This is a genomic window from Pectobacterium atrosepticum (assembly GCF_000740965.1).
Lineage (GTDB): Bacteria > Pseudomonadota > Gammaproteobacteria > Enterobacterales > Enterobacteriaceae > Pectobacterium > Pectobacterium atrosepticum.
On the sequence record NZ_CP009125.1, the window covers coordinates 4,886,954 to 4,902,624 of the forward strand.

The 15,671-nt window shown below is 52.5% G+C and carries 12 protein-coding genes and 1 pseudogene; 1 reads left to right on the forward strand and 12 read right to left on the reverse strand.

The genetic code is table 11. The features are described 5' to 3' along the window. Nucleotides 1-24: 24 nt before the first annotated feature. From GZ59_RS21725 to GZ59_RS21755, 7 genes are all read right to left on the reverse strand, one after another. Nucleotides 25-1,824, reverse strand: coding sequence for an ABC transporter ATP-binding protein (locus GZ59_RS21725; protein ID WP_039294450.1), 1,800 nt, complete (start codon nucleotides 1,822-1,824; stop codon nucleotides 25-27). Nucleotides 1,825-1,863: 39 nt separating this feature from the next. Next, the gene (locus GZ59_RS21730) at nucleotides 1,864-2,772 is read right to left on the reverse strand and encodes an ABC transporter permease (RefSeq protein WP_039294453.1); all 909 of its coding nucleotides are present in this window, start codon (nucleotides 2,770-2,772) and stop codon (nucleotides 1,864-1,866) included. Next, nucleotides 2,769-3,746: an ABC transporter permease gene (locus GZ59_RS21735; RefSeq protein ID WP_039294455.1), complete on the reverse strand. Its 978-nt coding sequence runs from the start codon at nucleotides 3,744-3,746 to the stop codon at nucleotides 2,769-2,771. Before GZ59_RS21735 ends, GZ59_RS21730 begins: the two co-directional genes overlap by 4 nt. Next, complete coding sequence (locus GZ59_RS21740) at nucleotides 3,746-4,717, reverse strand: nucleoside hydrolase (RefSeq protein WP_039294457.1); 972 nt, start codon at nucleotides 4,715-4,717, stop codon at nucleotides 3,746-3,748. Before GZ59_RS21740 ends, GZ59_RS21735 begins: the two co-directional genes overlap by 1 nt. 1 nt (nucleotide 4,718) lies before the next feature. Continuing rightward, nucleotides 4,719-5,672 (reverse strand): nucleoside hydrolase, encoded by a 954-nt coding sequence (locus tag GZ59_RS21745; protein WP_039294461.1) that lies wholly within the window; start codon nucleotides 5,670-5,672, stop codon nucleotides 4,719-4,721. A gap of 119 nt (nucleotides 5,673-5,791) precedes the next feature. Continuing rightward, nucleotides 5,792-6,676, reverse strand: coding sequence for a dihydrodipicolinate synthase family protein (locus tag GZ59_RS21750; protein WP_011095884.1), 885 nt, complete (start codon nucleotides 6,674-6,676; stop codon nucleotides 5,792-5,794). A 68-nt stretch (nucleotides 6,677-6,744) separates the two neighbouring features. Further along, complete coding sequence (locus tag GZ59_RS21755; RefSeq protein ID WP_011095885.1) at nucleotides 6,745-8,295, reverse strand: ABC transporter substrate-binding protein; 1,551 nt, start codon at nucleotides 8,293-8,295, stop codon at nucleotides 6,745-6,747. Between the two features lie 142 nt (nucleotides 8,296-8,437). Between GZ59_RS21755 and GZ59_RS21760 the strand changes: the two genes are divergently transcribed. Beyond that, a complete protein-coding gene (locus GZ59_RS21760) occupies nucleotides 8,438-9,334 on the forward strand; it encodes a LysR family transcriptional regulator (RefSeq protein WP_011095886.1) in 897 nt (298 codons plus the stop codon). 145 nt (nucleotides 9,335-9,479) lie between these two features. On the opposite strand, the gene yidA is transcribed toward GZ59_RS21760, so the two are convergent. From yidA to GZ59_RS21785, 5 genes and pseudogenes are all read right to left on the reverse strand, one after another. After that, complete coding sequence (yidA, locus tag GZ59_RS21765) at nucleotides 9,480-10,295, reverse strand: sugar-phosphatase (protein WP_011095887.1); 816 nt, start codon at nucleotides 10,293-10,295, stop codon at nucleotides 9,480-9,482. A 399-nt stretch (nucleotides 10,296-10,694) separates the two neighbouring features. Next, nucleotides 10,695-10,883, reverse strand: a pseudogene (locus tag GZ59_RS21770) (IS256 family transposase); the annotation flags it as partial. A 37-nt stretch (nucleotides 10,884-10,920) separates the two neighbouring features. After that, on the reverse strand, nucleotides 10,921-11,634 hold the full coding sequence (locus GZ59_RS21775) for a DUF2931 family protein (protein WP_226302304.1): 714 nt from the start codon (nucleotides 11,632-11,634) through the stop codon (nucleotides 10,921-10,923). Further along, nucleotides 11,631-13,625, reverse strand: coding sequence for a T6SS phospholipase effector Tle1-like catalytic domain-containing protein (locus tag GZ59_RS21780; RefSeq protein ID WP_011095890.1), 1,995 nt, complete (start codon nucleotides 13,623-13,625; stop codon nucleotides 11,631-11,633). Before GZ59_RS21780 ends, GZ59_RS21775 begins: the two co-directional genes overlap by 4 nt. A 600-nt stretch (nucleotides 13,626-14,225) precedes the next feature. Beyond that, nucleotides 14,226-15,668, reverse strand: a complete 1,443-nt coding sequence (locus GZ59_RS21785; protein ID WP_039294465.1) for a 6-phospho-beta-glucosidase — start codon at nucleotides 15,666-15,668, stop codon at nucleotides 14,226-14,228. Nucleotides 15,669-15,671 lie beyond the last annotated feature (3 nt).

Genomic DNA, 15,671 nt, shown 5'->3' on the forward strand with positions numbered 1-15,671 from the left:
GGTTTTCAGTAAACGCGATTCGTTTCACTCCAGTACAAAATGTCCCTCTCCGACCTGCTTATAGCGACGTACGGGAGGATGGAAATCAGGTGCGCGTACCGGGCTGCGCAGTTCATCATTGGTGATATTACGCACCGGACGGGTGTCCGGGTCAGGCACAGGCACCGCAGAAATCAGACGCCGGGTGTAGTCATGCTGCGGATTGTCGAAGATCGCCGAACGTGGGCCGATCTCCACAATTTCGCCGAGATACATCACCGCTACACGGTGGCTGATACGTTCGACAACCGCCATATCGTGCGAGATAAACAGGAATGACAGCCCGAGCTTCTGCTGGAGATCCAGCATCAGATTGATCACCTGCGCCTTGACGGACACATCCAACGCCGACACCGATTCATCGGCAATAATCACTTTCGGCTCCAGCGCCAGTGCGCGGGCAATACATACGCGCTGCCGCTGCCCACCAGAGAACTGATGCGGGAAACGCGTAGCCATATCGCCGGATAAACCCACCTGTTCCAACAGAGCACTGACTCTTGCATTCACATTCTGTCGGGTCGCCAGCCCGTGCAGCAACATGGGTTCGGCAATCGCTTCCCCTACCCGCATGCGCGGGTTCAGGCTTTCATACGGGTCCTGAAACACCATCTGAATCTGCCGCCGTGAATCGATCAGCTCACGCTTATCCGCCGTCAGGATATTTTTTCCCAGAAGCTGAATATCGCCGCTAACGGCGTCGTTGAGACGAATAATCGACCGACCGGTGGTGGATTTACCACAGCCCGATTCGCCAACCAGCGCGAGCGTTTCTCCCGGCCAAAGATCGAACGAAACATTCTCCACCGCATGAACCCGCCCAGACAGCCGACGGAAAAACCCTGATCGGATATCAAATCGGGTGACCAGATTTTTTACCGTCAGCACCGGTTCCTCGCCCGACACCGTATTCACCGCATCCGGCACTGGCTGGCGCTCGCCTGTCTTGAGATCCACTAGCGGAAAGCGCTGCGGCCATGCGCTGCCGGACATCGAGCCAAGCTTGGGCACGGCAGACAGCAGCATGCGGGTATAGGGCTGTTGCGGATGATGAAAGATTTCCCGCGTGACGGCATTTTCTACCATTTCGCCTTGATACATCACCAGCGTGCGGTCAGAGACTTCCGCCACCACGCCCATATCGTGGGTAATAAACAGCACCGACATCCCTTCTTCTTCCTGAAGGGTTTTTATCAGCGTCAGAATTTGTGCCTGAATGGTGACATCCAGCGCCGTTGTCGGTTCGTCGGCGATCAACAGCTTCGGGTGACAGGCCAGCGCAATCGCAATCACCACGCGCTGGCGCATCCCGCCGGAGAAACTTTGCGGATATTCGTTCAGCCGTGATTTGGCCGCCGGAATGCGTACTTTTTCCAGCAGTCGTATCGCTTCGGCGCGTGCTTCGGCTTTCCCCATGCCGCGATGACGGCGCAGCACTTCCGTAATCTGGTAGCCAATCGGCAAGACCGGATTCAGGCTGGTCATCGGCTCCTGAAAAATCATGCCAATGCGGTTGCCGCGCACATCCTGCATCGCTTTATTGGGAAGCGACAACAGTTCAGTGTCGCCGAAATAAATCTGCCCCTCAGTCCGACTTTGGCCGGGTGGCAGCAAGCGCATGATCGATTTCGCCATCACGCTTTTTCCTGAGCCGGATTCCCCCACCACGGCGACCGTTTCTTTCTCGCCAATCGTGAAGGATAAATCCCGCACCACATTCATCCACTCGCCGTTCACCTGAAAGGCAGTGGTCAGATGCGAAACGGACATAATCGGCGCTGTCATGTGTTCGTTACCCCTTATTTCCATGGGCGTTCCCACTGATTAATTCCGTGGGTTGAGGATGTCGCGTAGCGCATCCCCCACCAGATTGATCGCCACAATCAGCAGCAACAGCGTCAGCCCCGGAAAGAAGCTGATCCAATAATCGCCCGACATCAGGTACTCAAAACCGTTTGAGATCAGCAGCCCCAGCGACGGCTCCGTCACAGGCAGCCCAATCCCCAGAAACGAGAGCGTGGCTTCTAACATGATGGCGTAAGCGATGCGCATCGTCGCGACGACGATCAGAGGTGCCAGACAGTTCGGTAAAATATGGCGAAACAGAATGCGGCGGTTGGACAACGCCATGCTGCGCGCGGCGTCCACATAGCTGCGGCGACGTTCCACCAGCGCCGAGCCGCGAATCGTCCGCGCGTAGTAAGCCCACTGGGTTACCACCAGCGCCATAATGATTTTATCGACCCCTTGCCCCAACACTGCCAACAGGATCAGGGCAATCAGGATGGGAGGGAAACTGAGTTGGATATCAACGATGCGCATGATCGTGGCATCCGTTTTTCCACCGACGTAGGCGCTAATCAGGCCCAGTGAGGCACCAATCAGCAGCGCAAACACCGCACTAGAGAAGCCGACTATCAGGCTGATGCGAGTGCCGTAAAGAATGGCGCTGAACAGGTCGCGCCCCTGATCGTCCGTCCCCAGCCAGTACGTCATGCCCGCCATACTGGAGGAACCCGGCACAAGCCGACCATCCATGATGTCGAGTTGCATCAGATCGTAGGGATTCTGCGGCGACAGAAGTGGGGCAAGCAGCGCCAGCAGCACAAAAATCGCCAACATAATCAGCCCACACAGCGCCAACCGATCGTTGATCAGCGCCATCACCACGCGCATCACTGGATGTACGGTTTTTTGCACGACGGCGGGCTGGTGTATCGTATTGCCTGTCATCCCTTGTCTCCTTCCAGCCGCACACGCGGATCGACCATGACATACAGCAAATCGACCAGCAGGTTAATCACGCTGAACATCACGACGGTAATCATCAGGTAAGCAAGGATGACCGGACGGTCGAGCACAGCAATCGAGTCGATAATCAGCTTGCCCATACCCGGCCAGGCGTAAATGGTTTCCGTGACGACGGCGAACGCGATCAGCGATCCCAGCTCCAGGCCCAGCACGGTAATTAAGGGAATCAGCGTGTTGCGCAGCACATGCACCAGCACGATACGGGTTTCTGACAGCCCCTTCGCGCGCGCAAACTGCACATAATCTTGTTGCAGGCATTCCATCACCCCCGCACGCATCAGGCGGATGACCAGCGAGATTTTAAACAGCGCGAGGTTAAACGCAGGCAGGAGAAGATGTTCGAGACCGTCACGAGTCAGAAAGCTGAACGGGATACCCAATAGCTCATGCGTATCGCCCCTGCCCGACGAGGGCAGCCAGCCTAGCTTTACGCTGAACAGCATGATCATCACCAGCCCAATCCAGAACGTGGGCAGGCTAAAGCCCAGAATGGAGAAGGTCATGATGGATTTGGACACCGCGCTGTCCGGCTTCAGGCCAGCGTAAATCCCCAGCGGGATACCAACAACCAGCGCCATGACGAACGCCACCATCGCCAGTTCGAGCGTTGCGGGCATCCGCTGAAAAATCAGCGTCAGTGCGGGTTGGTTAAAGATAAAAGACTTGCCCATATCGCCCTGAAAGGCGTTCCAGACAAACAGCCCATACTGTTCCCAGACGGGCTTATCCAGACCAAAGGACTGCATAACCGCCAGCCGTTCCGCTGGCGTGGCCGTCGCGCCCAACAGCATATCGACCGGGTTACCGACCAGATAGACACCCACAAACACCAGCACCGACATAACAGCAAGCGTCAGCAGCGTTTGTCCGATTCGGCTCAGCAGGTAGGCTATCATCAGCGCCCCCCTGAACCGTTTAATGTATCAACATCGTAGTGGCGCAGGCGGTCAGCAATCAGCCCAAGAAATCCCTGTTCGTCGATTTCCCGCATGACCAGCGCATTCGCTGGCTCACCCAGTTTGTGATAAAAATCGGCAAACACGTAACCTGCGGTCTTACCGGAAACTTCAACCCCGATACGCGCATATTTTGACTTGAACAATTCTGGCTTCAACAGCCACGCGATGACAGTCGCATCATGAATCGGTCCACCTTCGCGACCAAAGCGTTCTACCTCGTTGCGGTCAAACATGAGCAGCAGTGCCGCCATCGCTTTACCCGGCGCACCGCCGCTGCGTTCGATGGCATCAACCTGTTCCGTCTGAATCAGCGCCTGAAAGGTCACATCCAACGGCATGATGACAACGGGAACACCGGAGGAAAATACGATTTCCGCTGCATGCGGGTCGGCATAGACGTTAAAGTCAGCCCACGGCACGCGATTCCCCATCGCGGTAAAGGCTCCGCTCATGGAAACAATCTGTTTGATACCGCGTGCAACATCAGGGTGGAAGCACAGCGCCAACGCCAGATTCGTCATCGGCCCGAGTGAACAAATGGTGATCGGGTTATTGTCGGCAGCGGCCTGACGCGTCATCCGCACCAGAAAATCGACGGCGTGTTCCTGTTCCGGCGATAGCGTGCTCTGCGGCACCCACTCAGAGGAAAATTTGCCGATATGGGCGTATTTACCGAAAACCTGATCGCGAATGAGCGGACGCGAGGCACCAGCAAAAATGGGCACATCGGTTCTGCCCGTCAGCCCAACAACGTTGCAAGCATTCGGCAACGTCGCTTCAAGCGGCACATTACCTGCCACAACGGTAATGCCGAGCACGTCCAGTTCGGGCGACGCCAATGCCAGCCAGATGGCGATTGCATCGTCAACGCCGGGATCGGTATCAATAATAATGCGCTCTCGAACCATGTCAGACCCCCTCTCTGTAGCGGCTCAATAGGTCAGCAAACAGCTCGACAACCTGTTTGGCATCAACCCCTGTCACCACATCCACATTCGGCTGACGATCGGTTTTTCCATACCAGTCGGCAACGGTTTGCCCCATGCACAGCTCACTTTCCTGCTCAATGTAAACGCTGGCTTTTTCCGTCGTGAAACAGTGCGGCGCCAGAACCCAGGCAATGACCAACGGATCGTGTAGCGGACCACCGCGTGAACCGTAGCGACGGATATCATTACGATCCCAAAACGCCATCATTTCACCCAGCGGCGCGGAAATTCGCCCGGATAGCACAACGAAACGTGCCACTAATTCCGGTGTTAAAATCACCTGATGCGTAACATCCAGCGGCAGCGCAACAAGGGCAATCGACGAGTCAAACACCACCTTCGCGGCCTGCGGATCGGCAATCATATTGAATTCAGATGTCAGGCTACGGTTGCCCGCTTCCCGATACGCGCCGCCCATCATCACAATGCGCGCAATACCGTCGGCAATCTCGGGTGCCATACGCAGCGCCGTCGCCACATTGGTTAATGGCCCCAACGTACACAGCGTGATCGTCGTGCCGTCAGCTATCGCCTGCCGACACTGCTCAATAATAAAACTCACCGCATGCTGCGCTTCGGCCTGTTTTTGCGGTGCAGGTAGCACCGTCTGGCCCAGTCCGCTTTCGCCGTGAAACTGGCCATGAATGGGTTCGCGCAACAGCGGCCGATGGCAGCCTGCGAAAACGGGGATATCCGTGCGCTGACCCAGCTCAACAATTTGCAGCGCATTACGCACCGTCTTTTCCAGCGCCTGGTTACCGCACACCGTACAGATGCCGCGAATATCCAACTCTGGTGCCACGAATGCACTTAATAACGCAATAGCGTCATCTATCCCCGGATCACAATCAATAATAATAGGTAACGCACTCATCCCCTGATGATTCCTTTTCTCTTTTTAATCGGTACTGCCAATTAATCGGTACTACCAAATTTCAAGGTGCAGAAAACCCCACACCTCTACAGCGTGAAAACTAACAAATCTGGTTTACATTAAAGGGAATCGACAGACGCCAAAACGTCAGCGATCTCCTTACGCGCCTTTTCATCCAACGGTTGCTGAGGCGGCAACGGGTCGCCAACGGCAAATCCCTGCAATTGCAGCGCCGCTTTAATACAGCCAGCAATGGAATAACGGGCAAAGATTTCATTGATACGCCACAGCGGACGCTGAAGCTCCATTGCTCTGTTCCAGTCACCCGCGCGGGCGGCTTCATACAAAGCAATACTCTGTTTGGGAACGATACACGCCGGGCCAGCCATCCAACCCACGCCGCCAATCAGCATCACACAGGCGGGAATATGAGCGGACGCGGAGAACACTTCCATCCGGCCACGGGTACGTTCAATGATGGACAGCAAACGCCCGGTATTCGTCGAGGCGTCTTTGATATAGCGGATATTACTGACATGACTCAGGCGTTCGATAACGGGCAAGCTCAAATCGGAGCGCTGGAACTGAGGATTGGTGTAGAGCACGACCGGTTTGCCCTGTGCAGCTTCGGCAATGGCGCGGAAATACTGTTCGACGCCTTCGTCTTTCAGTGGGAAATAGGCTTCGAGTACCGCAAGAATGCCATCCGCACCGAGTTCAACGTAGCGTTTCGTTTGCTCAACGGCATCCTGAATCGTTGTGGAAGCGACACCGGCGATCACTGGCACGCGACCCGCCGTCGTCTCAATCACGGTTTTGACCACATCCAGACGCTGAGTCGCAGAGAGATAGGCAAATTCACCGGTGCTACCTAACGGCACGACGCCATGCACACCACATTGAATCAAATGCTCAGTGAGTTGCGCCAGCACGGGCTTATCGACCTGACCATCGGGCCTGACGGGTGACACCAGATAGGGAAAAACACCGCTAAACGTATTCACACCGCTCTCCTTGTTATCGGTAATAAGGGGTGAAGCCTCACCCCTTTTGGATCATGACTGACAGGTAACTATTTCGCGGAACGGACGAAGTACGGCAGCGTGTAGGCATCGGAACGGCCCACATAGGTATACTGCTTTTTCATCGCCCAGGTGTTGGACAGGAACATCACCGGAATGACACCTAAATCGTTCATACCGATGTTCATCGCTTCTGCCAGCAACGCCTCACGCTTGGTTTCATCCAGCGTGACACGTGCCTCGTTCAGCGTTTTATCAAAGACAGGATTGGAATAGCGACCACGATTACCCTGTCCTGCATTGGGGCCAAAGGTTTCTAGCAATGGCCCCAATACTCCAGAAGCTTCCCCGGTTTCAATCGCGGCCCCGCCCATAATCAAACTGAATTCGAGACGGGACGCACGTGAGAAGTACACACTGCCGGGCATCGTAACCACTTCGGTTTTGATGCCGACGCGTGTGAACATTTGGCCAATGGCCTGAGCAATTTTAGAATCATTAGGATAACGATCGTTCGACGCGTGGAAGGTCAGCGTGAAGCCGTTGGGGTAACCCGCCGCCGCCAGTTCCTGTTTGGCTTTCTCCGGATTATAAACCGGCGCAGGAATGGAAGCGGAATACCCGAGATACCCCTTCGGTACAAGCTGAGAGGCGACAACAGCCTGCCCCTCCATCACACGGTCGACGATTGCCTGACGATTAAGAGCTAAAGACATCGCCTGGCGTACTTCTTTTTTTAGTAATGGGTTTTTACCATCAGGACCTTTAGCGAACGGTGATTCATCTCGCTGCTGGTCCATGTGAAGGTAAATAACACGATTCCCTGGTGTTGAAATCGTTTTTAACTGCTGATTTTTTTCAATATTACTGCTGTCGGCTGTTGGAACGTTTTCAATCATGTCCACATCACCGGACAATACTGCTGCTACACGTGCACTACTGTTTTTAAATACACGGACAGTAACGTTGTCCCACTCTGCTTTTCCTCCCCAGTAATCATCGTTACGACTAAGGACTACCCGGTCGTCCGGCACCCAGGAAACAAATTTGAATGGCCCTGTACCAATCACATCTTTTCCTGAATTCAACGTTTCCGTCGGGACGTTCTCAAGTCGGGCCGGTAAAATGGAAATCCGACTTAAATTATTCAGCAGCAGTGGCGAAGCCTCTTTTGTCTTTATCCGCACCGTTAGTGGATTAACTTCTATTACTTCAGCAATGTCGCTGACGTAAGGTGCGTAAGAACTAGGGCTGTTTTTTGATGCCAGCGCAACACGCTTAATGCTGGCAATCACATCTTTAGCCGTAAAATCACTGCCGTCGTGAAACTTAACGCCAGGACGCAATACAAACTCCCACGTCTTGTCGTCAATCACTTTCCAACTGGTTGCCAGGGCAGGTGCAATCTGCTGTTTTTCATCCTGTACAACCAAACCGTCAAAAATATTGCGCGCCATTGCGCTATTCGCCCCACTCACATAAAACTGCGGATCCATTGATGTGGTGGAGGAAGCCAAACCTATATTCAGGTCCGCGCTATAAACCAAAGGTGAAGATGAAAATAAAACCGTAAACAATAACGCTAGCGTTGATTTCTTCATTCACTAACCCTCTATTCCATGATTGAGTACTGATGAAGTGTATTAAATCTTATGATTGTGAGTCTATGCGCTAGATTGGATAATGAAAAATTGCATTTTGTGTTAAATTGATAACTAAATGTTATGTTTTAAGGTGGCTAGCATGCGTATCAATCCCCGTCAGGTTGAAGCCTTCCATAAAGTCATCCTTACCGGTGGCATCACTGCTGCTGCCAACATGATGTTCATCACCCAGCCTGCGGTCAGTCGCCTCATTAAGGACTTTGAAGACGCGCTGAATCTTAAGCTGTTTGATAGGGACGGGCGCGGCCTGGTTCCACGCGCCGAGGCAATGAAGCTATATCGGGAAGTGGAGCGCCTTTATTTAGGGTTAGATCATATCGGGCTGATTGCCGATGAAATTCGCCACGCCAAGGGCAGCGTACTGCGCATCGCCGCCGTTCAGGCGCTCTCGTTTCTTTGTTCAGATCAGGTTCTGCCTACCTTACTCAAGAAATACCCCGATCTTTCCCTGTTTTTAGACATCGAAAGCAGCAGCCGTATTACGGACGCGATTGCTGAAAATCACTATGACGTTGGTTTTATTTTTGGCCAGCCGGGCATCAAAGGGCTGGAAGCCGAACCACTGGCAGACGCCAGTGCTGTCGCGGTGTTAGCGATGGATCATCCCCTTGCAACGGCGGATGAAATTACACTCGCCGATCTGGCCAGCACTCGCGCTATTCTGCCCGGCAGAACCACACCGCTGCGGGCGCAGATCGATATTTCCACCAGAAAAGAGCAAATCTATCTGCACAACCCTATCGAAACCTCGATGGTTAACTGCTGTGTACTGGCTTCAAGAAACGTTGGCATTGGCGTGGTGGATTTTATTACTGCTCTGAACAGCCCTTCTCCGGTTATCGTTAAGCCTTTCAATCCTGATATAAAAATGGCGTATTGCGCGGTCTACCCACCTCAAATCCCCCGCAGCCAAGTGGTTAATCACATCACTCAGGTTATGAAAGAAAAAATAGCGGATAGTCTGGAATTAAAATAACTTCCAGCCGAAGCCTTTATTTTTATTAATATATTTATTGAATAATAAATGTCAGGAAATAGATTTATTTAAAATAAATAGCAAGGTTATTAATTTATATAAAAATAGCCATCGATGATGGCTATTCGGCTTTATCTATAAATAATCAGGCATTCAGCACGAATTTCTCGATCGCATAAGCGACGCCGTCTTCCATGTTGGTTTTGGTGACGAACTGGCTGGCTTCTTTCACTTCATCAATGGCGTTACCCATCGCGACGCCGATACCCGCATAGCGAATCATTGCCAGATCGTTCTGCTGGTCGCCCAGCGTCATGACGCTTTCGCGTGGAATGTTGAGGTGTTCCGCCAGCATTTTCACGCCTTCACCTTTGTTCACGCGTTTATCCAGAATTTCCAGATAGTATTCGGCGCTCTTCATGATGGTGTAGCGTTCAAAGGCTTCCGGTGGCAGTTGACTGATGGCGCGATCCAAGATCTCTGGCTCATCAATCATCATCACTTTCGGAAACGTCAGGCTGCGATCCATTTCTTCTACCGCACGATACTTCAACGGCATCCCGGTCAGGTGAGATTCATGAATGGTGTAAGGACTGATGTCTTTATTGGCGGTATAGACGAAATTGAAGTCCAGCGCGTGGAAATGGACGCCTAATTTGCAGGCCAGCGCTTCGAAATAGAGATAATCGTCGAAGCTCAGCGCGGTTTGCGCCACACAGTCACCGTTGACCGTACGCTGAACCAGCGCACCGTTGTTAGTGATGCAGTAACAGCCTTCCTGCTGCAAATCCAGTTCCATCAAGTAGCGTTCGACGCCGATGTAGGGCCGACCAGTTGCCAGCACGACCTGCACGCCTTTCTCTCTGGCAGCAGCAATCGCAGCCTTTACCGCAGGTGAAATTTGATTTTGGGGCGTCAGTAACGTCCCGTCCATATCAATAGCGATCAGTTTTACAGACATAGTTTTTCCAGCATCAAGTTATCTGTTTTCATGCTAACGCGATTCAGCGATGAAGTCGTTAGTGAAATACGGCAGGGTGACAGGCGTATGACATATATACCCTAAATAATTCGAGTTTCAGGAAGGCGGCGAATGAGAGAATCCCGATGAGCTTACTCAAGTAAGTGATTCGGGTGACCGAATGAAGCCAACGCACATGCAACTTGAAGTATGACGGGTATAACGTAAAAAGCCGTGCGGTTGAACACGGCTTAGACCATTAACAAATCTACTTATTGAGCGAAAACGGTGGTCATGGGATAGAAGAGTAAAGCGTCCGCGCCAGGGACAAAAGCGTCAGGAACGCTTTTGAACGTCGCTTGCAGGGAGCGTTCAGAATTCTGTGTCACGGTAAAATCATTACAGCGTAATCACGTTATTCAGTCGCCCGTCAAAGTAAATGGCTAACTGCAACAATGTTAAATTCCGGTTCTGAAGCGGCATTGTCCACTTCTCCTGCGCATCCATAAGCCCCAGATAAAGCAGTTTTAGCAGGCTGTTTTCGTTCGAGAAGGTTCCTTTGGTTTTCGTCAGCTTGCGGAACCGCCGGAGCCCATCACCCAATTTGTTACACCGCCAGAGCATATTATTTCATCGGCTGCTGGTCCGTTTTAGGCTGCTTGGCGCGGTAGGCATCCATGATCGGCGCCCAGTCCATTCCCAATGGGATAGGGTGTTGCTTAAACAACTCGCCGTATTTTTTGTCAAAGTCTTGGAGCGTCACAGTGTATTGGCTCACACCAATTGGGAATTTTTTATCATACCAATTGTCTGTGACTTCTTCGGCGATGCCACGGGCAAGCAACAGATCTGGGCTAACGCCAAGCCCCCGTCCCATCAAGACCACTTCATAATAGCCGCCTGGGGCCAGACCAAAATACAAACGTTCGCGGCGATCGTAGCGCCCCTGAACTTGATAAACTGCTCTCATTCTCCGTTCTAAATCCGCAGGTAAATCAACCTTGATTCGGTAACGCTTGCGATCGTAGAGGGACACCATCTCTATCGAAGCCCTATCAGGGACGGGAACACCATCGGTAGGTAACCCCCCGCCCCCTGCCCAGTAATAACGCCTGCCTGTGATTCTGTCACTCAGAAGTCCACCCGCCCCACCGCCCGCTTCACGATCGGCGTAAATGAGTTTCCCATCACGATAAAACTCCGTTTGCGTATTGTTAGTGATATCAATGTTGCTGCCCGTGCCATATCGCCATGAAAAAGCCGATTTTGTGGGTGACGTCGCACAGGCGGCTAATGAAACACAAAGTCCCAGTAACACCATTAGTTGTCTATACATCATGCTTCCTCATTGCCTATTACGTGCCGCCGCTCTTTACTCTCGGTAGTTTCAAATTTGCTGGTATTGGCCGGGCTGGCGATGCCCTGATTGCTGGCGCTGTGGTGCACATAGTCACGACGTAATGCCCGATGAACCTCCGCGGAGAGTTGCTGGCTCTGGTTTTTCACCACCCCCTGTTCGGTAGCCGCCAACACCCAGAGCTCATCCAATTTAGCCAGATTGACCACCGGCAATTTGACGGCTCCAGACTCAAGCCTATGCCCATTTATTGTTGGATCCCACACTTTAAACGGCACCCCGGCGGCTAGTCCCGCTTCTACCATCATGTGCAGCGGAATGCGCGAATATTCCCCCTCCACCACGCGGCTCATTACCACCTCCACATACACGGCCTTTTTCGGCCACGAATCATCTTTGCCACGCCGTCGGATAAACGAATAGGGGATCAAACTGATCGCCCCCACGGGTGGCGTGGCAGTGCGCAGCAAATGCGGATGAAGACGTCCGACCCAGCCCTGCGCAATTTTTTCCTCGGCATAGGCGCGGGCCTGACGATAAGCGCGGCTTTCTGTATCCGGCATGGAGCTCTCTTCTTCACTCATAAAGCGCTCCAGTTCGAGGCACTCGGTCAGCGCTGGGTCGCTATTGGGGTTGCGCAGGCTCCAGCGACTGTAATAGCCGCCGCCAAGATCCGAATGTGCACCTGGTAGAGCCAGTTCGGTGAAGTGTGGTGGGATGCTGGTGCCTATCGGAGTGGGAGTGACGCGCGTTAAGGGAAAGTGTTTCCGCACCTCATCCAGCGCTGTCAGATGCACCAGTCGCTCGACGCTATCCGCATGTAAACGGATGTTCACACTCGGATGGTAGGATGAGGCGACCGTATCAAAAATCCCGACAAACGTGATACGTACATCGTCCCGCCTGGCCCAGTCAAACCCAGCCTTAAGGCGAATAGTGGGAGTATTAGCCACAGCCTGCACCAGCGGATGATCGGCTTTTTGGTCGATGACATTCACAAAATGGCGTGCCGCCGCCGCCCCGCGGCTAAAGCCAAACACATCGAACATAATGCGGTGAATGCAGTCAATGTTGGGTAATACGTTCTTCAGGTCATCATCAATCGCTTGTGTGATCGCTTGTTCACAAGCCAGGTTAACCTTACCAACGATTGAGGAATCTTCACCACTAAAGTCGACATCCAGCGCTTTGGTTAACATATCGTCTGGTTGATATTCCAGCCCCTCTTTTCCTGCAACCGGATCTCGAGTGCCAATGCCGCTGATATAGCTATGGGCGACCAGCGGGCCAGCAGTCAGATCGTATTGGTTAAATAGTTTACCCACATTAGTAATATCGTTCGCCGCACTGTCACTCACCGGAAGCCGCCCCATCTGGCAGCCACGCAGCTCTTTCTCCCGCTGCGCCGGATCGGAGCAGGTTTCAGCCAGCCATTGCTCCACTTTTTTAAGACCAGATTCGGCATTATAAGTGTTATTTCCCGTGCCATCGAAGAATACACCGATGCGCAATACGTTGATCTGGTAGCCTTTTACCTCGATAACGTAGGAATGTTTGGTAAAGAAACGGACGCTACCGGCTTTTCCTTCCTGATGCGCCTCTGGCAACGGTTGCTCAGGTGCGGTCAGGCACAGGTCACCGGTGGTCGCCTTGATATGTTCACGTGGCGTTTCATCATACCCAACCTTTTCTGCTACATAGGCAGGGACGGCACTTTGCCCGTTCTTCAATACTTCACGCGATTGCGCCGCCTTAAGCCAGGGAAGCGTCTCTAGCTTGACGGCTATCGGGCCAACGGCAAAACCGTGTACTAACACAGGCCCTTCTTTGAGAGTGACCGTTTCGGATTTGCCGGTATCGTCGGTCAGTGTCGCTTTCAGCCCCTTGAACGAACGATTGTGTTCATCACGAACCTCAATCTCTATCCAATTATCGTAGTGTTCACAGGGAATACAGTAGGGATCTGCTGCCATTAATCTACTCCTATACTCAGGTTGAGGTCTGAGTCTGCTCACACCACAATCCATGTTGGCTAAAGCGCCGTGCTGATAAAAATGTAGAAAACACCGGCTGGTCAGGGGTTAGACGTTAACCGTAATGTGTTCATGCCAGGCGGTTGGTTGGGCATAGAGCTGGGAGGGTAGGCAGAATGATGAAAACGTTCCATGTGGCATCCTTGACGATATTTCTTGTGAGAAAGACAGTACGTGTAAAGGATAGCAAGGTAAGCTGAGAGCCAATGGCACAAAGAAAGGGCTAAAAGTAAGCAAACCAATTGATTATCATCATAATTATTTTAATTAATTCAATATGCTATCTAACCATGTGGATATCTCAGAAGGCTAATTCCGTCTTTGCTCACGTGGCGGGTTCGATGTGACGCCAGAGTGATAGCTGGCAACAGTACAAATCCCCAATGAACTGGGGATCTGAGTATTAAGAGGCAGGTTAAGGGGGATCGCCGATGTGCGCAAGCCGAGCGCACAGGGATGTTTACAGCGTCTTTACGATCTCCGCTCTACGGGCTTTGTCAGCAATCTCGGCTCTGTGAAAAATGTTTCCTACAATCGCAGTTATAGCTCGGCGCCGTTGCTGGAGATCACCTTCTTGTACCAGTCAAAGCTCTTTTTCTTCGAGCGATTGAACGTGCCGGTGCCGTCGTCGTGTTTATCCACGTAGATGAAACCGTAGCGTTTGCTGTACTGGCCGGTGGTAAACGACACGCAGTCGATGCAGCCCCACGGCGTGTAACCCATCAGTTCCACGCCATCTTCCACAACGGCTTTCTTCATCTGCTCAATGTGTGCTTTGAGATAGTCGATGCGGTAGTCGTCATTAATGCTGCCATCCGCTTCCACCTTATCCACCGCACCAAAGCCGTTTTCAACGATGAACATCGGTTTCTGATAGCGCTCGTAGAAGCTGTTCAGCGTATAGCGCAGGCCGACCGGGTCGATCTGCCAGCCCCATTCTGATGCCTTCACATGCGGGTTTTTCACGCCACCGTCAAACCCAGCGATGACATCTTCGGTTTTCCGGCCTTTTGCCGCGTACTGCACCGCATTGCTCATGTAGTAGCTGAAGCCCAGATAATCCGTACAGCCTTCACGCAGTGTCTGTTCATCTTCCGGCTGCATATCAATGTGGTAGCCCTTTCTCGCCCACTCGTTCAGGATGTAGGACGGATAATACCCCCGTAGTTGTACGTCACCGAACAGATGGTGTTGACGCATCCCTTCCTGTGCAAACATCACGTCATCTGGGTGGCATGACCACGGATAGAGCGGTACCAGCGCCAGCATGCAGCCAATTTTGAAATCTGGGTTAATGTCATGACCCAGCTTCACCACTTTCGCACTGGCGACAAACTGGTGGTGCAGCGTCTGGTACAGCGCCTGCTCCGGCTTGTCGTGATCGGTAAAAATCACGCCGGAACAGCAGTAGCCAAACAGAGGATACTGCCAGTTGCGCTGGTTGTTGATCTCATTGAAGGTCATCCAGTATTTCACTTTGGACTGATAACGCTTCATGACCACTTCGCTGTAGCGGACAAAGAAATCCACTACTTTGCGGTTGAACCAACCGCCGTACTGCTTAACCAAGTGATGTGGCATCTCAAAGTGAGACAGCGTAATCACTGGCTCAATGTTGTACTTCAGCAGCTCATCGAATAGGTCGTCATAGAATTGCAGACCTGCCTCATTCGGCTCCAGTTCATCACCATTGGGGAAAATACGCGTCCAGGCAATCGAGGTGCGGAAGCATTTGAAGCCCATTTCGGCGAACAGGGCGATATCCTGCTTATAGTGGGAATAGAACTCCACCGCCTGATGGTTTGGATAACTGACACCAGGCTGTACGCCATCGGTAATCACACGGTCAACGCCGTGTGCACCGCCAGACAGGACATCGCAAATGCTCGCGCCTTTGCCACCTTGATCCCAACCACCTTCAACTTGATGCGCCGCTACCGCGCCGCCCCACAGAAAGTCTTTCGGTAATTGTTCAATAGACATCTT

Bases quoted from the DNA above. Each gene is read 5' to 3' on its own strand.
- GZ59_RS21725 (WP_039294450.1), bottom strand. From the start codon at position 1,824: ATGACAGCGCCGATTATGTCCGTTTCGCATCTGACCACTGCCTTTCAG.
- GZ59_RS21730 (WP_039294453.1), bottom strand. From the start codon at position 2,772: ATGACAGGCAATACGATACACCAGCCCGCCGTCGTGCAAAAAACCGTA.
- GZ59_RS21735 (WP_039294455.1), bottom strand. From the start codon at position 3,746: ATGATAGCCTACCTGCTGAGCCGAATCGGACAAACGCTGCTGACGCTT.
- GZ59_RS21740 (WP_039294457.1), bottom strand. From the start codon at position 4,717: ATGGTTCGAGAGCGCATTATTATTGATACCGATCCCGGCGTTGACGAT.
- GZ59_RS21745 (WP_039294461.1), bottom strand. From the start codon at position 5,672: ATGAGTGCGTTACCTATTATTATTGATTGTGATCCGGGGATAGATGAC.
- GZ59_RS21755 (WP_011095885.1), bottom strand. From the start codon at position 8,295: ATGAAGAAATCAACGCTAGCGTTATTGTTTACGGTTTTATTTTCATCT.
- GZ59_RS21760 (WP_011095886.1), top strand. From the start codon at position 8,438: ATGCGTATCAATCCCCGTCAGGTTGAAGCCTTCCATAAAGTCATCCTT.
- yidA (WP_011095887.1), bottom strand. From the start codon at position 10,295: ATGTCTGTAAAACTGATCGCTATTGATATGGACGGGACGTTACTGACG.
- GZ59_RS21775 (WP_226302304.1), bottom strand. From the start codon at position 11,634: ATGATGTATAGACAACTAATGGTGTTACTGGGACTTTGTGTTTCATTA.
- GZ59_RS21780 (WP_011095890.1), bottom strand. From the start codon at position 13,625: ATGGCAGCAGATCCCTACTGTATTCCCTGTGAACACTACGATAATTGG.
- GZ59_RS21785 (WP_039294465.1), bottom strand. From the start codon at position 15,668: ATGTCTATTGAACAATTACCGAAAGACTTTCTGTGGGGCGGCGCGGTA.